The following is a 20487-nucleotide window of genomic DNA, read 5'->3' on the forward strand; positions in this document are numbered from 1 at the left end:
CGGTGGCCGACGAAGAGCCGGGTAGTCCGGTTCAGTGGCCGACGAAAACCGCCGGCTGCTTGTCGACGAAGGCGGCGGTGGCGGCCCGGTGGTCCTCGGTGGCACCGCAGATCGCCTGCGCCTGGGCTTCGGCGGCGAGCGCCTCGGAGAGGGTGCCGGCGTCGCCGACCGACAGCTGCCGCTTGATCGCCCCGTACGCCACGGTCGGACCGGCGGCGAGCCGGGCGGCCAGCGCCTGGGCGGCCGGTAGGACGTCCTCGTCGTCGTCGACAAGCTGGGTGAGCAGGCCCAGCCGGTCGGCCTCGGCGGCCGGTACGGGCTCGGCGAGCATCAGCAGCTCGACCGCTTTGGCGTGCCCGACGAGGCGGGGCAGCGACCACGAGGCGCCGGTGTCGGCGGCCAGGCCGACCTTGGCGAACGCCATCAGGAACTTCGTCGTGGGGCCGCCGATCCGGAAGTCGGAGAGGAACGCCAGCGACGCGCCCGCACCGGCGGCCATGCCGCGCACCGCCGCCACCACCGGTTTGGGCAGGTTGCCCAGCCGGGCGGCGATCGGGTTGTAGTGCGCCCGTACGGTGCTCAGCGGGTCGGCCCGGCCGGTGCGCAGGGTCTCGACGTGCTCGCGCAGATCCTGCCCGGTGCAGAAGGCCCGGCCGGCACCGGCGAGCACCACCGCCCGGCAGGACCGGTCCGTCTCCAGCTGGGCCAGGGTGTCACGCAACGCGATCTTGAGTTCGACGTTGAGCGAGTTCATCGCCTCGGGGCGGTTGAGGGTCAGGGTGACGACGGCGTCGGCACGCTCGATGAGCAACGGCTCGGTCACGATTTCTCCGGACCCTTCTGTCGGGGAACCTTGCTGCTGACGTCGAGACAGTGCTCGACGTACCGGTCGGCGGCGGGACGCAGGCGGGCCGCGTGCCGGTCGAAGAAGGCGGCCGCACTGGTGCCGGGCCACCGCTCCGGCAGCAGCGCCGGTGGCAACTGCGGATCCCGGAAGAGGAAGGTACGCCAGGCGTGCACCAGGCGGAAGCGGACCGCGTACGCGTCCTCGTCGCTGCTGCGTACGGTCACCGCGCCGACGAGTGCGCGTTGCTCGGCGATGAACCCGTCGTACGCCCGGCCGATCTCGTCGAGGTCCCAGGCCCGCCGGACCAGGCCCATCGCGCCCGGCGTACCGGCGGTGTGGGTGGCGGAGAAGCGTTCGTAACGTACGCCGGCCTCGTTGAGCATCCCGTCCACCTCCTCGCCGGTGCGGGTGGCGACCCAGGTCTGCTCGTCGATCATGCCGTAGCCGAGGAAGGCGAGGCTGGTGTCGAGCCGTTGACGGTCCCGGCGGGCCGGCGGGGGTTGCAGGACGATGAGATCGAACCGACCATCCCAGCCGATCTTGCCGGTACGGTAGATTCGAGCTGCTGCCTCGTCCAACCGGCGGCCGGCTTTCGGACTCAGCAGGTAGCCGGGTCCACTGCTCAGACGGGTCGGGTAGAGCCAACCCTGGCGGACCATGCGGGAGACCGCCGTCCGTACCGCCGGTGGCGCGATGCCCAGCGGTGCGAGAAGCTTGACCAGGGCGGCGACCGGCGCGCGACCACCTCGGGCGCGGAGATAGTCGCCGTAGAGGTCGAAGAGTGCCGACCGTGCCTGCATGACCGCACATTGTGACAGCCCTTCGCAAGATATGCTAGACGCTGTTACAGCGTTGCTGGTTCGGTTTGGGTCCGGCGGTGTTCATCAGGGAAAATCGTTGGTCGGCACCGCGGGCCGTGAGCGCGGTGATGCCGACGAAGTGGATGTGGGGCAACCCACCGACCCTGATGAAGGTCTGAGGGGAGACAACATGGCGGCGATGAAGCCGCGGACGGGCGACGGTCCGCTGGAAGTCACCAAGGAGGGCCGGGGCATCGTCATGCGGGTTCCGCTGGAGGGTGGTGGCCGGCTCGTCGTCGAGATGACTCCTGACGAGGCCAACGCGCTCGGTGACGCGCTGAAGGCCGCCGCGGGCTAAGTGATCATGAAGGTCCGGGCGCGCCGCGTGCCCGGACCTTCGTTCGTGCTGGGCCACCGGTGACGCCGGTGGCCCAGCACGTTTAACCGGGTCCGGGCGCGCTCAGCCGCGCCACCGGCCCGTCCGTTCCACGATCTTCTGGAGGTACGGTCGGCGTGCTGACCATCCGTCTCGTCGCCGATCCCGGTGGGTTCGACGCCCTCGCCCTGCCCGTCCGCCCGAGCGGCGCGACGGCCACCGACCCGGCCACGGCCACCGGAGCACCCGATCGGGTCGACGACACCGACCGCGCCGACCGACCCGCCGCCGAGCTGCCGCCGACCGCGCTGGACCTCCCGGACGACCTGCTGACCGAGGCGGCGGCACTGCTGCCGCTGGTCGGACAGACCGGTGCGCCGGGCACCACCCACCTCTCGGTCCGGCCGCTGCGTCAGCCCAGCCGGCTGCTGCTGGTCGGGGTGGGCGCCGCCGACGAGGCCGGTTGGCGGGCCGCCGGGGCGGCGATCGCCCGTACCGCTCATGAGACTTCGATCACGATAGCCATGCCGGTCGATGCGACTTCGGAGGCCGTACGCGGACTGGCCGAGGGACTGTGGCTGGCGTCGTACCGGTTCCGGTTGACCGACCGGGACGAGCCCACCGGCCCCGGCGAGGTGCTGGTCGCGGTCGCCGACCCGGCCGCCCACGAACCCGCCCTCGAACTGGCCCGGGTGACCGCCCGGAGCACCCGGCTCGCCCGCGACCTGATCAACACCCCGTCCTCGACGAAGTCGCCGCAGTGGCTCGCCGACCAGATCGTCGGCGCTGCTGCCGAGCACCCCGGCCTGACCGTCGAGGTCCGCGAACCCGAGCAGCTCGACCGCGAGGGCTTCGGCGGCATCCTGGCCGTCGGCGGCGGCTCGGCCACCGGCCCCCGCCTGGTCGAACTGAGCTGGCAACCGGCCGGCGCCAGCACCCACGTGGTGCTGGTCGGCAAGGGCATCACCTTCGACACCGGCGGCATCTCGATCAAGCCGCGCGAGGCGATGAAGCTGATGCGCAAGGACATGGCCGGTGCCGCCGCGATCGCCGCCGCCACCATCGGCGCCGCCGCGCTGAACCTACCGGTACGGATCACCGCGCTCGCCCCGCTCGCCGAGAACATGGTCAGCGGCTCGGCGTTCCGCCCCGGTGACGTGGTCCGCCACTACGGAGGGCTGACCAGCGAGACCACCAACTCCGACGCCGAGGGCCGGCTGGTACTCGCCGACGCGCTCGCGTACGCGGTGCAGCGGCTCGCCCCGGATCTCCTGATCGACATCGCCACCCTCACCGGTGCGAACGCGGTCGCCCTCGGCAAGCGGCACGCCGCCCTCTACAGCGAGAACGACGAGTTGGCCGAGGCGCTGATCGGCGCCGGTCGCCGGGCCGGCGAACTGGCCTGGCGGATGCCGCTGCCCAACGACTACGTCGAGTACCTCGGCAGCGACATCGCCGACCTCTACAGCGCCCCGGACCGGGGTGCCGGTTCGGTGACCGCCGCGCTCTTCCTGCGCGAGTTCACCGGGGCGCTGCGCGACCGCTGGGTGCACGTCGACATGTCCGCCCCCTCGTGGGCCGAGGGCAACGACGGCCCGGTGGCCAAGGGCGCCACCGGCTACGGCGTCCGTACGCTGCTGCGCTGGCTGGGTGATCTGGGGTAGCCGTCGCCGCGCGTCCTCGGGGGCGGTGTGCCCGGTTACGCCACGGGAGACACCTCCCGGATGGTTACGTGTGGGCCGGGGACGGCTTCGACGCCGTGGCCACCCCGGACAACCACGAGGACGTGACATGGCACAGCTGAGCTACTCCACGTACGTCGCGCCGCCCAAACCGGCGGTCTCGGACGACCTGCCGCCCGGCGAGACGCAGCGGAAATGGTCTCCGACCACCGCCACCCTCATCTCCGGCGAGCGCGACGCGGTCCTGGTGGACGCCCTGATGACCGTCGACGAGGCGACCGGCCTGGCCGACTGGGTCGCCGCCAGCGGCAAGAACCTGGCCACGATCTTCATCACCCACGGCCACGGCGACCACTTCTTCGGTACCTCCGTCGTACTGGACCGCTTCCCGGCGGCGAAGGTGGTGGCGACCGCCCACGTGGTCGAGCGGATGCGGCAGCAACTGGGTCCCCGGTGGCTCGACGGCATCTGGCGGGTCCAGTTCCCCGGCCAACTGCCCGACCGGCTGGTCGTCGCCGAACCGCTGACCGACCACACCCTCGACCTGGAGGGGGAGCGGCTGGTCGTGGTCGAACTCGGCCACAGCGACACGGACGACACGACCGCGCTCTACGTACCGTCGATCGGGCTGGTGGTCGCCGGTGACTCGGTCTACAACGACGTGCATCTCTACCTCGGCGAGGCCGGCAACGGCGGCATCGGGGCGTGGCTGGCCGCCCTGGACACCGTGGAGGCGCTCGGCCCCGGTGCCGTCGTCGCCGGACACAAGCGCGACGGCGCCGACGACGGGCCGCACATCATCGAGGAGACCCGCGGCTACCTGCGCGACTTCGAGGCCGGCATGGCGCGCACGAAGACCACGTTGGAGCTGTACGACTACATGGTCGCCCTGCACCCCGGCCGGGTGAACCGGGGCGTGCTGTGGAACTCCGCCCGCGCCGTCAAGGGTTGACGCGGACGAACCCCCGTCACCCGCGCTTGATCGCCGCCAGCAGCCCCTCGCCGGCCGGCAGCAGGGCCGGGATCCAGTCGTCGGACTCGCGTACCGCCTTGACGATCTCGCGTACGGTCACCGTGGTCAGGTCGCGGGCGGCCGGGTCGCCGATCCGCCCGCCGGCCAGCGCGCCGTGCAGCACGAGTGCGCCGCCGGGGCGCAGCAACCGCAGGGCGGCCTCGACGCAGGCGCTGTACTCGGTCGCGTCGGCGTCGGCGAAGATCAGGTCGTAGACCCCGTCGGCGAGCCGGGGCAGCACGTCCAGCGCCCGACCGGTGATGATCCGGGTACGCCCGGCCGCGAAGCCCGCCTCCTGGAAGATCCGCCGGGCGATGCGCTGGTGTTCGGCCTCGACGTCGATCGTGGTCAGCACGCCGTCGGGACGCATCCCGCGCAGCAGCCACAGCCCGCTGACGCCGGTGCCGGTGCCGATCTCCACCACCGAACGCGCACTGCCGGCTGCCGCGAGCAGCCGTAGCGCCGCCCCGGCACCGGGGGTGATGGCCGGTAGGCCGACCTCCCGCGCCAGGCTGCGAGCGGTCTGCAGGACCAGGTCCTCGGCGACGTACGCCTCGGTGAACTGGAGGGCCTGGGCGGTCATCGGGGTGACTGACCGGGCGACCATGGCGATGGCGTACCTCCGCGACGGTGAGGGGTGGACAGGGGCGGTGACGCTATGAGCCTAAGGGCGCCGGTACGTGATCGACAGTCGTCCCACCGGTTCCCCGTCCACGCCGGACCCAACCGCTGAATGCTCTTCGGCTATCCGTGCAATCCTGGAGGCGGAACCCGTACGCCCCGACCGGAGAGCGGCTCACGCCGTGTGGTCGGCGAACGCTTTCCGGGACGGACTGGGAGGGCACGTGACCGACGGCTGGAACTGGCGCCAGCCCGACGGGACACCGACGACGGCACCTGTGCCGCCGCTGGTGGGCCCGCCGGGTGGAATACCGGCGGGACCTGGTGGTGGCGGGGGCACGGTGCCCTCCGTACCGGGGGGTGCCGGTGGGTCGGCGCCCTCGGCCTGGTGGTCCGACGCGATGGGTGATCCGTGGCGGGACCCGCGTACGCACACGGCGGTGGTGGTGCAGGCGCCGCCGCTTCAGGCGAGTGCCCTGCCGGAGCCGGTCACCGACCCGGACGCGCCGCGCCAGCGGGCGACCGGCCCGGTCTTCCTGGTGGCGCTGGTCGCCGCCCTGCTGGCCGGCACCCTCGGCGGCACCCTGGGGTACGTCTTCGCGTCCCGCAGCGGGGTCGGCGGGCCGACCACGGTCCTCGGCCGCCAGGGCACCGAGGCGCCGGCCGCCACGCAACGCAAGCCGGACACGTTGGCGGGGGTGGCCGAGCGGCTGGCGCCGAGCGTCGTGACCGTACGCGTGAACGGCGGCGGCGGGTCGAGCGTGGGCTCCGGTTTCGTCGCGTCGACCGACGGTTACGTGATCACCAATGATCACGTGGTCGAGGGGAGCAACGGGCGCGCGACGGTGGTCTTCAACGACGGGTCCACGACGCCCGCGACGGTGGTGGGCACCGATCCGGAGTCCGACCTCGCCGTGATCAAGGTGTCCCGGCCGGGGCTGGTTCCGGTCGAGTTCGGTGACTCGGAGTCGATCGCGGTCGGTGACCCGGTGCTGGCCTTTGGCACCCCGCTGGCCCTGGCGAACACCGTGACGTCGGGGATCGTCAGCGCGCTGGACCGGACGATCAGCGCCGGTGAACCGGGCGGGCAGGTGCGCTACTACGCGGCGATCCAGACCGACGCCGCGGTCAACCAGGGCAACTCCGGTGGCCCGCTGGTCGACGGCGCGGGCCGGGTGATCGGCGTCAACTCGGTGATCAAGTCGCTGGCGGTGGACGAGTCGGCGGCGGGCAACATCGGGCTCGCCTTCGCGATCCCGATCAACCAGGCCAAGCGGGTCGCCCAGGAGATCATCGACACCGGCAAGGCCCGCCGTACGGTGATCGGGGCCCAGGTCAGCGGCGCCGGGGTCGGTGCCGAGGGCGGCGTACGCGTCGCCGGGGTCGACCCGGCGGGGCCGGCGGCCACTGCCGGTCTGCGGACCGGTGACATCCTGCTCCGGCTGGACGGCCGGGTCCTGGAGGAACCGACTGATCTGATCGCTTTGGTCCGCAAATACGCACCGGGTTCGGTGGTGACCGTCGAGTACCGTCGCGGCACCGATCGGCAGCAGGCTTCAGTGACACTCGCCGCAGATGCGAAGTAGCCGGTCCGCACCCCCTCCCGGATCCGCCCCCGGCGTGCGTAGTCTTGCCCTGGACCGGCACGAGGAGGCGGCGAGGTGTTCGAAAACCTGAACTGGTGGGAGATCGGCGCGCTGCTGCTCCTGGCGCTGCTGATCTTCGGTGACAAGCTGCCGACGGTGATCAACGACGGGCTGCGGATGCTGCGCAACCTGCGCCGGATGGCCAGCAACGCCACCGGCGATCTCAGCCGCGAGCTGGGCACCGACATCCAGCTCGAAGACCTGCACCCGAAGGCGTTCATCCGCAAGCACCTGCTCAGCGAGGACGACGAGGCCGCGCTGCGCAAGCCGTTGCAGGGGCTCTACGACACGGTCAAGTCCGACCTCAGCGGCGTACACGACGAGCTGAAGGACGTGGCCGCCGCGACCGACCTGCGCAACGGCGGCCGTACGGCGAGCGCCGCCGGCAACGGCTCCGGGGCGGTCAACGGCACCGCCGCCACCGCGCCCGCGGGTGGCCCACAGGCGCGGTCGTACGACGACGACGCCACCTGAGCCCGAGCGGACCCGGAAACGGGGTTCCACCCGCTCCGACGGATCGGACGCGGGCGGAACCGAACGTGACGGGTGCGGGTCAGCGACCGGCCGGGCGCAGCCCGAGCGGCTTGCCGATCAGCGACTCCCGGCGTACCGCGAGCCGGTCGGCGACCTTGTTGAGCGCCACCGAGGCGGGCGCGGTCGGGTCGGCGAGCACGATCGGGGTGCCCCGGTCGCCGGCCTCGCGTACGCGGGTGTCGAGCGGAACCTGACCCAGCAGCGGGACGGGTGCGCCGACCACCCGGGTGAGCGACTCGGCCACCGCCGTGCCGCCACCGGAGCCGAAGACCTCCATCCGGGACCCGTCGGGCAGCTCCAGCCAGGACATGTTCTCCACCACACCGACCAGGCGCTGGTGCGTCTGGAGGGCGATCGCGCCGGCCCGCTCGGCCACCTCGGCGGCGGCGGTCTGCGGCGTGGTCACCACCAGGATCTCGGCGTTGGGCAGCAGTTGGGCCAGGGAGATGGCGACGTCGCCGGTGCCCGGCGGCAGGTCGAGCAGGAGCACGTCCAACTCGCCCCAGTAGACGTCGACCAGGAACTGCTGCAACGCCCGGTGCAGCATCGGCCCGCGCCAGACGACCGCCGCGTTGCCGTCGGTGAACATCCCGATTGAGATGATCTTCACGCCGTGCGACTGCGGCGGCATGATCATGTCCTCGACCCGGGTCGGCCGGGCCTCGGTGCCGAGCATCCGGGGAACCGAGTGGCCGTAGATGTCCGCGTCGACCACGCCGACCGAGAGCCCCCGGGCGGCCAGCGCGGCGGCCAGGTTGACCGTCACACTCGACTTGCCCACCCCACCCTTGCCGCTGGCCACCGCGTAGACCCGGGTGCGGGTGCCGGGCTGGGCGAACGGGATCACCGGCTCCTCGGTCGCCGGGCCGCCGCCACGCAGCCGCTGTTGCAACGACTGCCGCTGCTCCGGCGTCATCACGCCGAAGTCGATCTCCACGCCGGTGATCCCCGGCACCGCGCTGACGGCGGCCGTGATGTCCGTACGCAACTTGTCCCTCAACGGGCAGCCGGCAACGGTGAGCAGGAGCTCGACACGTACCCGGCCGTCCGCGTCGACCACGGCGGAGCGCACCATGCCGAGCTCCGTGATGGGCCGGCGGATCTCCGGATCGTCGACGGTGGCCAGTGCGGCCTGGACCGCTTCCTCGACGGTGCTGACGGGTGCTGACATGCCTGCAATCGTACGTCGCATACGGGATCCCGTTGGCGGTCGCGGGCACCCGGTGTGAGCGATCAGATTCGCAGCGGTCCGCGCCCGGCCGTCCCGCAGCCGCTTCCAGCCCTCCGCAGTGCCGAAACAGCCCGATCCGGGCCGCGCGAGGGATACGGATGTACCGATTCGAGGCTGGACGTCGTACCCGTCCGGGTGTAACGATCGACGAGGTTGGGCCGCGCGCCTAGCCCCTTGAGGCGCGCGGCCCGCTCTTCCTCCCGCTCAGCACGGTTGCCGGGGGCCGACGCCGCTCACTCGACGTCCAGCTCGTCGAGCGGTTCCTCGATCCGCTCCGCCGGCACCGGGTGCCCCGCCTGCCGCTGCCGGTCCTTGCGGTACTGCCGCTGCTCCAGCCGCTGCCGGCGCTGCGCCTGCTCGTCCAGCTCCTCCGCCAGCCGGCCCAGCTCCGACCGGAGGAAGTCACGGGTGGCCACCTCGCCGAGGGCGATCCGCAGCGCGGCGATCTCCCGGGCCAGGTACTCGGTGTCCGCCTTCTGCAACGCCGCCCGCCGCCGGTCCTCCTCCGAGGCGAGCCGGTCCCGGGCCGCCTGCCGGTTCTGCGCCAACAGGATCAACGGTGCCGCGTACGACGCCTGCAACGACAGCAGCAGGGTCAGGAACGTGAACGTGTACGGGTCGAACCGCAGTTCCCGGGGAGCGAGGGTGTTCCAGAGCAACCAGAGCGCGATCACCACGGTCATGTAGACGATGAAGTTCGCCGTACCCATGCCGCGCGCGATCCCCTCGGACCAGCGCCCGAACGCCTCCGGGTCGAACCGGGGCAGACGCAGCCGGCGCGGCTCGCGCGGTTGGTCGAGCCGTTCCAGCCGGCGTGGTTCAGTCATCGTCGCCGCCCGACGCGGGCCGGCCGGCGCCCGGGTCGGCCCCGGCCGTCGCCGTGCTCACCACCGCGTCCCGGTCACGCCAGTCGGCCGGCAGCGAATGATCGAGTACGTCGTCGACGGTGACCGCACCCACCAGCCGGTTGGACGGGTCGATCACCGGGAAGGCGACCAGGTCGTAGGTGGCCATCCGGCGGGTCACCTCGTTCAGCCCGGTGGACGGCTGCAACGGGTCGATGTCGTTGATCAGCAGGCTGCCGAGCAGTTCCGCCGGGGGCTCGCGCAGCAGCCGCTGGAAGTGCACCATGCCGAGGTACCGGCCGGTCGGGGTGGCCATCGGCGGCCGGACGATGAAAACCTGGGCGGCGATGGCCGGGGAGAGCTGCGGGTCCCGGATCCGGGCCAGCGCCTCGGCGACGGTCGCGTCCGGCGGCAGGATCACCGGCTCGGAGGTCATCAGGCTGCCGGCCGTACCGGACTGGTATTTCAGCAGCTGGCGGACCGGGTCGGCCTCGTTCGGTTCCATCATGTCGAGCAGCATGTCCTGTTCCGGCGGGGGCAACTCGCTGAGCAGGTCGGCGGCGTCGTCCGGGTCCATCTCCTCCAGCACGTCGGCGGCCCGCTCCCGGTCCAGCCCGGCCAGGATCTCCACCTGGTCGTGCTCGGGCAGCTCACCCAGCACGTCCGCCAGGCGCTCGTCGTCCAGCGCGGCGGCGACCTCGTTGCGGCGGGCGTCCGGCAGATCCTGGAGCGCGTTGGCCAGATCGGCCGGGCGCATGTTCTCCAGCACCGAGAGCAGGTTGGCGGTGCCCCGCGTCTCCGGCAACCCGAGCAGGCCGCCGGCCCGGTCCCACTCCAACTGGTGCAGGTGCCCCCGCCGGCTGAGCCGACTGGTCTGCTCCCGTACGGCGACCCGGGTCAGGGACCACTCGCCCTGGCGGTTGGACTCCATCGCCACGTCGACCACGGTGCCCGGCCGCCCCGAGGGCTCGATCACCACCCGGCGGTCGAGCAGGTCCTCCAGCACCAGCAACTCGTTCGGGCGCTTCTCGAACCGGCGCAGGTTGAGCGTTCCGCTGGCCAGCAGCACCGACTCGGCGTCGATGGTGGTGATCCAGTTGATCGACAGGAAGATCCGCCGGCGCATCGCCAGCTCCGCCACCAGGCCGACGATCTGCGGGTTCCGGCTGGTGGTGCGGAGTCGGGCGACCGCGTCCCGGATCCGGCCGACCTGATCCCCGTTGGGGTCGAAGACGGCCAGCCCGGCAAGGCGGGCGATGTACACCCGGGTCGGCGTGGTCACGGGAGCAAGCCTATGCGCCTAGGCTTTACCAACATGTCGACCTTGGCGTACGAGATCGTGGACGTCTTCACCGACCGCCCGTTCGCCGGCAACCCGCTCGCGGTCGTCTTCGACGCCCACGCACTGGGGACCGAGCAGATGCAGACCATCGCCCGTGAGTTCAACCTCTCCGAGACGGTGTTCGTGCTGCCGTCCACGGCCGCCACGGCGACGTACCGGGCCCGGATCTTCACCCCGGAGCAGGAACTTCCGTTTGCCGGGCACCCGAGCATCGGGGCGGCGGTGACCGCCCGGCGGCGCGGCTGGTTCGGTGCCGGTGAGGTGGTCCAGGAGTGCGGCGCCGGCCTGCTGCCGATCGAGGTGACCGACGATCGGGCCACGGTGACCGGCGCGGGTCCCACGCTCGGCCCGGAGCTGGACGTGGAACCGCTGCTGGTGATGGTCGGGCTGACCGGCAAGGACTTCGTCGGACCGGCTCCCCGGGTGGCCGGCTGTGGCCTGGAGTTCCCGTACCTGTCGGTACGACCGGAGGCGATCACCCGGATCGTGCTCAACGCCCCGGCCGCCGTACGGGCCGGGGTCGAGCATCTGAGCGTCTTCGCCTGGGACCCGGCGGAGTGCACCGCGCACGCCCGCGTTTTCGCGCCGGGTGTCGGGGTGCCGGAGGATCCGGGCACCGGTTCCGCCGCCCTCGGCCTCGGGGTGTGGCTGGTCACCAGCGGTCTGCTGCCGGGGGACGGGCGCTCGTCGTACACCGTGCTCCAGGGCGCCGAGATCGGTCGGCCCTGCCTGCTCGAATGCACGGTGACCGCCGCCGACGGGGGCGCGCTGGGCGCCACCGTCGCCGGCCAGGTCGTCCCGATCGCCGCCGGCCGGATCACCGTGCCGCCGTTCGTGGGTTGATTCGCGGCGGTGGCCGGCCGGTGGCGTTCGGGGCAGATCGGTCGGGTTATCCGGAGGTCACTTCTTCTCCGGCATCTGCGACGAGTGGTGGTTGACGATCAGCCACTTTCCGTCCCGTAGCTCGTAGACGAACGTGTAGCGCGCCTCGACCTTGCCGGGCACGCCGGCCTCGGTCACGGTGAACTCGTAGACGCCGGTGTCGATGGCGACCCTGTCGCCGAGGATCTTGACTGTCGAGTCCTTGACCGTGCCGCGTGGCTTCTTCTTCAGGAAGTGGTCGAAGTAGTCGACGATCGCCGCCCGGGTCTTGCGGACCTCGTTGGAGACGGTCGGCAGGAGGACGGCGTCCGGCGCGTACCGGTCGGCGACCTTCGCCGGGTCACCGGTGGCCAGGGTTTCGTCCCAGCCCTTGAAGAGGTCCTTGATCTGCTGCTCGGTCGGCGGGTTCGGGCTGCCGGTCGGGGCCGGTGTGCCGGTGGGCGGCGCGGATGGGGTGCTCGACGGTGGGGCGGACACCACCACCGAGGGTGCCGTTACCGCAGCCGCACCGATGGCGCCCCCGATGACCAGGGCGGCGCCGACCATGCCGGCGATGAGGAAGCGGGTTGTCCGTCGCACGTGCGCTCCTAGGGGTAGAGGGCATTTGCGACTGTGAATATACATACTGTAGACAGTCTCCCGAGCGCCGGGGGTGCCGGTCGCCACGGCGGCGCAGGGAACTCTGCGGGAGCGGGCCGCCCGAGGTGCGGCCCCAGCGTCAGCGGCGGCGGACCCGGTGCAGGCGGAACGGCTTGCGGGTCTGCCGTACGGCGGGCGACTCCCTCGGCGTCGCGGCCAACGAGCCGTCCGGCAGCGAGCCACCCTCGGCGAGCGGCGCACCGGCCGGGGTCAACCGGTTCAGCGCGCATCCGCGTGCCGCCCAACGCTGCACCAGCTCGACCGCCGTACCGGCGGCGTTGAGCCGCTTCGCGGCGACCAGGGGAGCGCTGGCCTCCCACTCCTCGCTGCCGGGCAGCAGGCGGGTCACCTCGGCCGGCCAGGTGACGATCTGACCGCCGTGATCGCCGCGCAGGGTCACCGCGGCGGCCGCGGTGTCGGCGAGTCCGGGGGCGGTCTGCTCGCCCGGCCCACTGACCACGTAGAGGGCGCCGTCCAGCGGCATGCACCACAGCGCCAGACCGGGGCCGCCGTCGACCGACACCCAGGCCACCGCGGCCTTCTTCATCGCCTCTTCGATCAGTGGCGACGGGCCGACTGCCGGCGCCACCGGGGTCTGCTCGCCATTGTCGTCAGTCACCCCTGCATCCTTCCATTCTCAGCGGGTGCGAAGTGCCGGGCGCCGCCGGCCACGACGGGTGCGGCCGGTCGACCAGACGGTGCCGGACAGGCCCGGCTCGACCAGGTGGAGCACCTCGTGCAGCGAGGTCAGCGCCGGCCCGGTGAATCCGGTGTCCGGGTCGAAGACCAGGTGGCCGCCGAGGTCCGGGGCGTTCAGCCGGACCGCGTCCAGCCCCGCGCCGGTGGCACCGGTGAGTTCCCGGCTGCCGCCGTCGCCGACGTACAGGCAGTCGCTGGGCGCCACCCCGAGCCGGTCGCAGGCGATGCGGTAGATCGCCGGAGCCGGCTTGCAGTAGCCGACCTGGACCGAGAAGACCTGCGTGTCGAGCAACGCCGCGACCGGAAGCTGCGGCAGCAAGACCGGCAGTTCGTGGGTGCAGTCGCTGACCAGGGCGGTGGCGACCCCGAGCCGGCGCAGCGCACGCAGCGTCGGGACCGCCTCGGGGCGTAACCGGGTGTCGGCGCGGACCGCCCCCAGGCGGGCGGCCACCGCCGCCCGTACCCGTTCGTCCGAGGGATGTACGCCGATCCGGTCGCAGACCCAGCGCAGCGTCGCCTCGGCGGTGCCGAGCGCCCCGCTGGCGCGCAGGTAGAACGAGCGGTCGAGGACGTCGAGCAGCGCCTCGGTGGTGCAACCGAGTCGGTCGGCGACGAGGGCGTGCCGCCGGCCACGGTTCGCCGGTCGGGTCAGGGTGTTGAAGAAGTCGAAGAGCACCGCCCGGTATGTGGGCAAGGTGGACCAGCTTCCGGGAGGAGATCGATGAACATTGACCGGCCAGATGGTAACGAAATGTTGATCGGCCCGTGGCCCGGCGTGAGCGGGAGTGGAACATTCGAAGGGCCGAGGCGCGCGTGTGAGGATCTTCCCGTGCCATCTCCGCAAGTCACGCCCACCGGACGCCCCCCGGTCGACCCGCTCAGCGCCGGTGCGGTCATCCTCGCCGTCGCCGCCGTCTCCTCCTCGGCGCCACTGATCGCGTACGCCGCCGCACCCGCGCTGGCGATCGCGTTCTGGCGGAACACCATCTCGGTCGGCCTGCTCAGCCCGGTCACCCTGCTCCGACGCCGGGCCGAACTCCGTACGCTGACCCGGGGCGCCGGGCGCCGCGAGGGCTGGTTCTGCGTCCTGTCCGGGGTGGCGCTGGCGGTGCACTTCGCCACCTGGATGCCGAGCGCCCAACTGACCTCGGTCGCCGCCGCCACCGCCCTGGTCGCCACCCAACCGGTCTGGCAGGGCCTGATCGCCCTCGGGCAGGGCCGGCGGCTGCCCACCGTCGGGTGGGTCGGTATCGGGGTGGCGGTGGTCGGTGCGGTCCTCGCCACCGGTGCCGACTTCGGGCACTCGCACCGGGCGGTCATGGGTGACCTGCTCGCGGTGGTCGGCGGGATGGCGGCGGCGGTCTACACCGCGTTCGGGGAACGGGCCCGCGCGACGATCAGCACCACCACGTACACCACTATCTGCTACGGGGTCTGCGCCGCGCTGCTGCTCGTCGTCTGCCTGGTCGGCGGCGTACGGCTGACCGGGTTCCCCGGCACGACCTGGCTGGCCATCCTGGGGCTGGTCGCCGGCGCCCAACTGCTCGGGCACTCGATGTTCAACTACGCCCTGCACCACTTCTCGGCCACCACGATCAGCGTGCTGATCCTGCTCGAAGCGCCGGGCGCGGCACTGATCGCCTGGGCGTGGCTGGGGCAGTTGCCCCGGTTGGCGGCCCTGCCCGGCCTGGCCCTGCTGCTGGTCGGGGTCGCCATCGTGGTGCTCGGAAGTGCCCGGGCCAACCGGCGTACGGTCCCTATCCCAGCCCCGGCCGAAGTCGCCCCCCTGCCGGACTGATCCCGCTTTCCCCGTCCCGTCGGCCGCCTCGTCGCCCCCGCCGTCGCGCGCGCCCGGTGAGCGCACTTTCATGGCAAGTGTGGCTATTCGCGTGCCGATAGCCGCTCTTTCGGTGAAAGTGCGGGGCAGGGGAAAGCGATCGGGGGTGGGTACGGGTGGGCCGGCACGGGGAGCGGGACGAGGACGCGTCAACGCCGGACCAGCCGACGGTGACGCTCAGCCCGTCGGCGGAGTTCCCTGCGCTGCGCCCCGAGGAACTGGCGGTACTGAGCGAGGTCGGGCAGCGCTGGGCGGCGGCGATGCGCGACCGGTCGGCCGACTGGGACGAACTGCCACTGGATCCGAGCCTGGACCGGTACCGGCACCCGCCCACCCCGAGCCGCTACGGTCGGCTCGCCCGGATCGAGATGTTCAAGTCCGACGAGCCGGACCAACTGCTCGCCACCGAGACCGCGAACCTGCCGCAGTCGGGACCCGGCCGGGTTCTCGCCCGGCTCCGGCGCGGCATCCTCGGGCCACCGCTGGCCAGCACCGCCGTACTCCAGGAACGGATGCGCAAGCTGGTCGCCCTGCCGGTGCTCTCGTCCGACCTGCTCTCCTCGGTCGCGTACGGGCCGGAGGCCCTGCTCGCCGTCCTGGTACTGGCCGGCAGCGGGGCGCTGAACCTCTCGCTGCCGCTGGCCGGAGCGGTGGTGGTGCTGATGATCGTCGTCGGTACGTCGTACCGGCAGACCGTCCGCGCCTACCCGCACGGCGCCGGCTCCTACCTGGTCGCCAGCGACAGCCTCGGTCCCCGGTTCGGGCTGGCCGCCGCCGCCGGCCTGATCCTCGACTACGTGCTGACCGTGTCGGTGTCGGTGGCGGCCGGCATCAGCGCGATCACCTCGGTGCTGCCCGGACTGGCCCGGTTCACCGTGCCGCTCGGCCTGCTGGCGATCGCCCTGCTGCTCGCCGGCAACCTGCGCGGCGTACGGGTCGCCGGCAACCTGTTCGCCGCGCCGACGTACATCTTCATCTTCGCGGCGGTCCTGCTGCTGGTCGTCGGGTTCACCCAGGCCGGCATGCGCGGCTTCGAGCGGTTGCCGTCGCCCCCGGTCACCGCCGTGGAGGGGCTCACCGTGCTGGTGATCCTGCGGGCGTTCGCCTCCGGTGCGACCTCGATGACCGGGATCGAGGCGGTGTCGAACGCCGTGCCGGTGTTCAAACCGGTCGAGTGGCGCAACGCCCGTACGACCCTGACCTGGATGGTCAGCATCCTGGTCGTCCTCTTCGCCGGGCTGACCCTGCTGATCCACCTGAGCGGCCTGGTGCCGCACGCCAACGAGACGCTCATCTCGCAGGTCGCCCGGCAGACGTTCCGCACCGGCCCGTGGTACGGCTTCATCCAGGCGGCCACCGCGATGATCCTGTTGCTGGCCGCGAACACGGCGTACCAGGACTTTCCCCGGCTGCTGTTCTTCATGGCCCGGGACGACTACGCGCCCCGGCGGTTCCTGCACATGGGTGACCGGCTGGCCTTCAGCAACGGGATCATCGCCCTCTCGGTGGCTGCGGCGATCATCTTCGTCACCTTCGGCGGCGGCACCCAGAAGCTGATCCCGCTCTACGCGGTCGGGGTCTTCCTCGCCTTCACCCTGTCCCAGGCCGGCATGGTGGTGCACTGGCGGCGGCACCGTGGCCGGTACTGGCACCGGCGGGCGGTGCTGAACGGGTTCGGCTCGGTGCTCTGCGCGATCGTGCTGGTCACCGCCGCGGTCACCAAGTTCGGCGAGGGTGCCTGGGTGACCGTGCTCGCCATCCCGTTGCTGGTGCTGCTGGCGCTGCGGATCCGGCGGCACTACGACCACACCCGCCGGGCGTTGGCCCTGCGACCGCCGTCGGTGCCGACGGGTGCTCCGGGGCAGCCGGCCGGGGGCGGTGGAGCCCGGGACCGGGCGGTGGGCGCGGACGACCAGGAGAGCGAGGAGAGCCCGCAGGACGTACGACACCTGGTGGTGGTGCCGGTGGCCCGGCTCAACCTGGCCGCCCTGCGGGCGCTGGCGTACGCGGCGTCGCTCGGGCCGCCGGTCTTCGCCGTACACCTCAGTCCGGAGCAGCAGGAGGCGGAGCGGTTCCGGGAGGCGTGGCAGACCTGGGGCGACCACCTGCGGCTGGAGACGATCATCACGCCGTACCGGGCGATCACCGCGCCGCTGGTGCAGTACCTCGACTCGCTGCACACGCTGCGGCCGGACGTGGTGCTCACGGTGGTGGTGCCGGAGCTGGTGGTGAAGCGCCCCTGGCACCGGCTCCTGCACACCCCGATCGACCAGCGGTTGCGCCGGGCCCTGCAGAACCTGCCCGGAGTGGTGATCACCAGCGTCCCGGTGCACCTGACCGAGTGAGCGGACCGGGCGACGGCTCAGGCGAGGTCGGTCTCGGTGAGGGTGTCCAGCCAGGCGGCGACCGAGGTCCGGTGCTCGGGGGTGACCAGGTCCGCGCCGAGGGTACGGCGCCAGTCGGGGCGCTCGGCGCCGACGACGGCCCGCTGCCAGGACAGGGCCCGCCCGACCTTCGCCACCCGCAGCGCGAGCCGGGCCGAGCGGCGCAGCCCGGCCAGGTCCCGTACGCCGGTCCAGGGTTCCAGGTAGGCGTCGCGCAACCGGGCCAGTTCCGGTGCGCCGGGACCCACGCCGAGCTGGTGCCCGGCGACGTTGAGGGCGACCAGCAGGCAGCCGAACGGGTGCGCCACGCTCGCGTCGCCCCAGTCGAAGAAGCGCATCCGGTCGGGGCCGGCGGTGGCGAAGACGTTGCCGTCGTGCAGGTCGTCGTGTTGCAGCGCGGCCGGTACCCCGTCGGTGGCCAGTTCGGCGCACCACCGGGCGTAGTCCGGGGCGAGCGCCGACAGTTCGGCCCGGCGCGTCCCGGTCAGACCGACCGCCGGGTCGTCGAGCAGGCGGGCGAGTTCGTCGGGGAGCCGGGTCGGCCGGGCGTCCGGCACGCCGAGCGCCAGCAGGTCGTCCGCGTGCGCGGCCGTCTCCCGCTGAAGTTCGGCGTGCGCCCGCAGCAGGGTCGCCCAGGTGTCCGGGTCGGGTGGACCGGTCAGCGCCTCCCGCAGGGTGGGCCCGCCGTCGGGGCAGAGCAGCCAACCGGCCGCCGGCCGGACCGCGAGCGGTGGCAGTACCCGGTCGGGGATCAGGTCACCGAGGGCCCGGACCAGTGCCGCCTCGTACGCGCTGGCGGGGGCGGCGGCCTTGAACCAGAGCGGCCCGGTGCTGCTCTCCAGTCGCCGGACGATCGACCACGGCCGTACCCGGAGGGTCTCGACCGGTCCGGTGCGGGTGATGCCGTGCACGGCCAGCCGGTCGTCGATCCACTCGTCGGTCTCGACCAGCCAGGCCGGGTCGAGTCGTCCGCTCTGCTCGGTCCGCGTGGTCACGGCGTCACGGTAGGGCCGCAGGGCCGGTTCCGCCCACCGTTTTTCGCCGCCTGCGGGCGTCCACCGCCGTTCTCCGGCCGTCTTTCTCCGCGCGCGGGGACGGGACGAGGTTACGTTGGGCTGGCGGCGTACGGGTCGGTGGTCGCCGGTCGCGCCGGGCGGGAGAGGGGCTGGTCCGATGCCGGGCGACCGGGAGCTGCTGGAGTCCTACGTCCGCGCGGGGCAGCTCATGCAGTTGGCGACCGTACGCGCGGACGGTTCACCGATGGTGGGCAACCTCTGGTACGACCCGCACTTCGCACCCGACCTGCTCCGCTTCGTCGCCCGGCATGACCGGTGGCACGCGGCCGACGGGCACCGGGCGGGTGGACACGGGCCGGACGGGCCGGGCGACGGCCGGGTCGGCGGCAGCATCGTCGCCGTACCGCCGGACGTGCGGGCCGGGACCGTACGCGGGGTGGCCTTCACCGGTGTGGTGCGGGCGCTGCCGCCGGCCGGGATGGAGGCGGCGGCCCGGTCGTTCCTGGACCGTTGGCCCGGCGCCGAGGTGGCGATCGAGCCGGGCCGGCTGGCGCGGCACGAGACGCCGAGCCGGCTCTACGAGGTCGTGGTGACCGAGTGGGTGCTCTTCGACGAGCGGCGGTTTCCGGCGGAGTCCCGGCACGTGCTCGCCGCCGCCAGGACGGCCTGATCGGCCTGTCCCGTGCATGACTGCCGGGCAGGCCGATCGGAGCGGTGGTTACGGCACCACCGGCAGGCCGGTGTCGAACCAGACGTTGGTCGGTCGGTCCCAGAGGATGCCGGTCTGGTTGGGGCGGGCGATGATGCCGTAGCGGTAGTTCCGGCCGAACTTGTTGTCCCGGATGACGATGTTCGAGGCGATCAGGTCGTCCCGGACGCCGATGGAGTAGTTGCCGCCGTTGCAGTAGTTGTTATCGAAGATCAGGTTGCGGACCGCGTCGGCGGTGGTCGAGCCGATCATGATGCAGGCGTTGAACGGGTCGTTGGTGCTCTGCTTGTACGGCTCCAACCGGTTGTGCCGGACCGCGATGTCGCTGCCGCCGGTGGTCTGCAACGTGTCGTTGTGTGAGCTGGGCACCCGGGCCAGGTCGTGGATCCAGGAGTCCACGACGGTGCTCCTGGTGCTGAGTCGGGGGCCGTCGATCGAGTTGTGGATGTTCGCCCGGCGCAGGGTGTAGTTGCTGCAGCAGACCGCTGCCGAGTTCCGACCGCTTCCGTCGATCTCGACGTCCTCGACCAGCAGGTTGACTGCCGTGTCGTAGATCCGGATGGAATAGGTCGGGCTGTTACAGGTGATTTTCGACCTGCGGATGACGATGTTGCTGGCCCGGACCGTGACGCAGCCGACGATGTTCAGGTTGGTGATCACCTGCCCGGCGACGCGCAGGTCGAGCGAGCCAGAGTTCCTCAGTACGGTGCCGGCCGGCACGCCGGTGGTGGTCGGGCCGGGCCAGTAGGTGATCGGTGTGGGCGGGACGGCGGCGGGTGCCGGGGGCGGGTTCGGCAGCGGAGCTTCCGGGCCGAGGTCGGGCGGGTTGGGGATGGCGGAGATGCCACCGGGTACGTCCGGCGAGTACGCCTCACCGTTCTGCTCCGAGTCCACAATGGTGGCAAGCGAGTCGGTGCTCTGTACGAACGCCCGGCGGCAGTCCCGCACCGTCACCCGTAACGCCGAATAGTCCCCGGGCACGATCCCGTCGGTCCTGTCGTCGGTGCACTGGATTTCGGTGTCGGTGATGGTGGCGCCCGCTACGCCGGGGCGGACCGAGATGGCCGCCGTGCCGCCGGCTCGGATCGTCACCCGTTGCAGCCGGATGTTGTCCGCCGCGATCTCGACCGGACGGTCGAAGGTCTGGCCCGAGATGACGGCATTCGGTGTGCTGAGCACCAGCGGATCCTGGTCCGAATCGGGTCCGGCGAGGATGGCGTAGCCGGTTCCGGCGATCACGGCGAGACCGGCGGTGCTGGTGGCGGCGATGAGTCGGGTACGAGTGATGCGTCGCGGGGCCGGGTTGTCCCCTGCTGGGGGTCCGCCCGGCGGATGCAGATCCGTGTTGTTCATGGTTTCGCCCTTGGGAAGGGGCGGCGCACGGC

The 20487-nt window shown here is 72.1% G+C and carries 20 protein-coding genes; 9 read left to right on the forward strand and 11 right to left on the reverse strand.

Going from position 1 to position 20487, the window contains the following annotated elements; all coding sequences use genetic code 11:
* Window positions 1–31: 31 nt before the first annotated feature.
* Together ACZ6QQ_RS25110 and ACZ6QQ_RS25115 are read right to left on the reverse strand one after the other, a co-directional pair.
* Window positions 32–823: an enoyl-CoA hydratase-related protein gene (locus ACZ6QQ_RS25110; RefSeq protein ID WP_465879512.1), complete on the reverse strand. Its 792-nt coding sequence runs from the start codon at window positions 821–823 to the stop codon at window positions 32–34.
* Window positions 820–1647, reverse strand: coding sequence for a PaaX family transcriptional regulator (locus tag ACZ6QQ_RS25115; protein ID WP_465879513.1), 828 nt, complete (start codon window positions 1645–1647; stop codon window positions 820–822). Before ACZ6QQ_RS25115 ends, ACZ6QQ_RS25110 begins: the two co-directional genes overlap by 4 nt.
* 190 nt (window positions 1648–1837) lie before the next feature.
* On the opposite strand from ACZ6QQ_RS25115, the gene ACZ6QQ_RS25120 reads away from it, so the two are divergent.
* From ACZ6QQ_RS25120 to ACZ6QQ_RS25130, 3 genes are all read left to right on the forward strand, one after another.
* Window positions 1838–2005, forward strand: coding sequence for a DUF3117 domain-containing protein (locus ACZ6QQ_RS25120; protein ID WP_007455245.1), 168 nt, complete (start codon window positions 1838–1840; stop codon window positions 2003–2005).
* A gap of 155 nt (window positions 2006–2160) precedes the next feature.
* Window positions 2161–3687: a leucyl aminopeptidase family protein gene (locus ACZ6QQ_RS25125; RefSeq protein ID WP_465879514.1), complete on the forward strand. Its 1527-nt coding sequence runs from the start codon at window positions 2161–2163 to the stop codon at window positions 3685–3687.
* A 127-nt stretch (window positions 3688–3814) separates the two neighbouring features.
* The gene (locus tag ACZ6QQ_RS25130; protein WP_465879516.1) at window positions 3815–4657 is read left to right on the forward strand and encodes an MBL fold metallo-hydrolase; all 843 of its coding nucleotides are present in this window, start codon (window positions 3815–3817) and stop codon (window positions 4655–4657) included.
* Window positions 4658–4673: 16 nt separating this feature from the next.
* Here the strand turns inward: ACZ6QQ_RS25130 and ACZ6QQ_RS25135 are convergent, their stop codons facing one another.
* Window positions 4674–5300, reverse strand: a complete 627-nt coding sequence (locus ACZ6QQ_RS25135) for an O-methyltransferase (protein WP_465879578.1) — start codon at window positions 5298–5300, stop codon at window positions 4674–4676.
* Window positions 5301–5562: 262 nt separating this feature from the next.
* Between ACZ6QQ_RS25135 and ACZ6QQ_RS25140 the strand changes: the two genes are divergently transcribed.
* Together ACZ6QQ_RS25140 and ACZ6QQ_RS25145 are read left to right on the forward strand one after the other, a co-directional pair.
* Window positions 5563–6924 carry a S1C family serine protease gene (locus ACZ6QQ_RS25140; RefSeq protein WP_465879517.1) on the forward strand — a complete coding sequence of 454 codons (1362 nt, stop codon included), beginning with the start codon at window positions 5563–5565 and terminating at the stop codon, window positions 6922–6924.
* Window positions 6925–6999: 75 nt separating this feature from the next.
* Window positions 7000–7458 carry a twin-arginine translocase TatA/TatE family subunit gene (locus ACZ6QQ_RS25145; RefSeq protein ID WP_465879519.1) on the forward strand — a complete coding sequence of 153 codons (459 nt, stop codon included), beginning with the start codon at window positions 7000–7002 and terminating at the stop codon, window positions 7456–7458.
* A 79-nt stretch (window positions 7459–7537) separates the two neighbouring features.
* On the opposite strand, the gene ACZ6QQ_RS25150 is transcribed toward ACZ6QQ_RS25145, so the two are convergent.
* The 3 genes from ACZ6QQ_RS25150 to ACZ6QQ_RS25160 form a co-directional block, all read right to left on the reverse strand.
* Window positions 7538–8689, reverse strand: coding sequence for an Mrp/NBP35 family ATP-binding protein (locus ACZ6QQ_RS25150; protein ID WP_465879521.1), 1152 nt, complete (start codon window positions 8687–8689; stop codon window positions 7538–7540).
* A 293-nt stretch (window positions 8690–8982) separates the two neighbouring features.
* Entirely contained in the window at window positions 8983–9576 is a 594-nt protein-coding gene (locus tag ACZ6QQ_RS25155) for a DUF1003 domain-containing protein (protein WP_465879522.1), read from the reverse strand.
* Window positions 9569–10876, reverse strand: coding sequence for a magnesium transporter MgtE N-terminal domain-containing protein (locus ACZ6QQ_RS25160; RefSeq protein WP_465879524.1), 1308 nt, complete (start codon window positions 10874–10876; stop codon window positions 9569–9571). The genes ACZ6QQ_RS25155 and ACZ6QQ_RS25160 overlap by 8 nt, the downstream gene beginning before the upstream one ends.
* A 33-nt stretch (window positions 10877–10909) precedes the next feature.
* Here ACZ6QQ_RS25160 and ACZ6QQ_RS25165 point away from each other — a divergent pair, with 33 nt between their 5' ends.
* On the forward strand, window positions 10910–11779 hold the full coding sequence (locus tag ACZ6QQ_RS25165) for a PhzF family phenazine biosynthesis protein (RefSeq protein WP_465879526.1): 870 nt from the start codon (window positions 10910–10912) through the stop codon (window positions 11777–11779).
* Between the two features lie 57 nt (window positions 11780–11836).
* Here ACZ6QQ_RS25165 and ACZ6QQ_RS25170 read toward each other — a convergent pair whose 3' ends face one another.
* The 3 genes from ACZ6QQ_RS25170 to ACZ6QQ_RS25180 all read right to left on the reverse strand — a co-directional run bounded on the left by ACZ6QQ_RS25170 (window position 11837) and on the right by ACZ6QQ_RS25180 (window position 13850).
* Window positions 11837–12397 carry an SgcJ/EcaC family oxidoreductase gene (locus tag ACZ6QQ_RS25170; protein WP_465879528.1) on the reverse strand — a complete coding sequence of 187 codons (561 nt, stop codon included), beginning with the start codon at window positions 12395–12397 and terminating at the stop codon, window positions 11837–11839.
* Window positions 12398–12536: 139 nt separating this feature from the next.
* On the reverse strand, window positions 12537–13004 hold the full coding sequence (locus ACZ6QQ_RS25175; protein WP_465879579.1) for a hypothetical protein: 468 nt from the start codon (window positions 13002–13004) through the stop codon (window positions 12537–12539).
* A 90-nt stretch (window positions 13005–13094) separates the two neighbouring features.
* Window positions 13095–13850: an HAD family hydrolase gene (locus tag ACZ6QQ_RS25180; RefSeq protein ID WP_465879529.1), complete on the reverse strand. Its 756-nt coding sequence runs from the start codon at window positions 13848–13850 to the stop codon at window positions 13095–13097.
* A gap of 135 nt (window positions 13851–13985) precedes the next feature.
* On the opposite strand from ACZ6QQ_RS25180, the gene ACZ6QQ_RS25185 reads away from it, so the two are divergent.
* The gene (locus ACZ6QQ_RS25185; protein WP_465879530.1) at window positions 13986–14954 is read left to right on the forward strand and encodes a DMT family transporter; all 969 of its coding nucleotides are present in this window, start codon (window positions 13986–13988) and stop codon (window positions 14952–14954) included.
* 155 nt (window positions 14955–15109) lie between these two features.
* Window positions 15110–17338 carry an APC family permease gene (locus ACZ6QQ_RS25190; protein ID WP_465879532.1) on the forward strand — a complete coding sequence of 743 codons (2229 nt, stop codon included), beginning with the start codon at window positions 15110–15112 and terminating at the stop codon, window positions 17336–17338.
* Between the two features lie 17 nt (window positions 17339–17355).
* Here ACZ6QQ_RS25190 and ACZ6QQ_RS25195 read toward each other — a convergent pair whose 3' ends face one another.
* Window positions 17356–18372 (reverse strand): phosphotransferase, encoded by a 1017-nt coding sequence (locus tag ACZ6QQ_RS25195; protein ID WP_465879535.1) that lies wholly within the window; start codon window positions 18370–18372, stop codon window positions 17356–17358.
* Window positions 18373–18550: 178 nt separating this feature from the next.
* Between ACZ6QQ_RS25195 and ACZ6QQ_RS25200 the strand changes: the two genes are divergently transcribed.
* Window positions 18551–19063, forward strand: coding sequence for a pyridoxamine 5'-phosphate oxidase family protein (locus ACZ6QQ_RS25200; RefSeq protein WP_465879538.1), 513 nt, complete (start codon window positions 18551–18553; stop codon window positions 19061–19063).
* A gap of 48 nt (window positions 19064–19111) precedes the next feature.
* Here ACZ6QQ_RS25200 and ACZ6QQ_RS25205 read toward each other — a convergent pair whose 3' ends face one another.
* Window positions 19112–20455: a hypothetical protein gene (locus ACZ6QQ_RS25205; protein ID WP_465879541.1), complete on the reverse strand. Its 1344-nt coding sequence runs from the start codon at window positions 20453–20455 to the stop codon at window positions 19112–19114.
* Window positions 20456–20487 lie beyond the last annotated feature (32 nt).

The organism is Micromonospora sp. NPDC049529 (assembly GCF_055586685.1).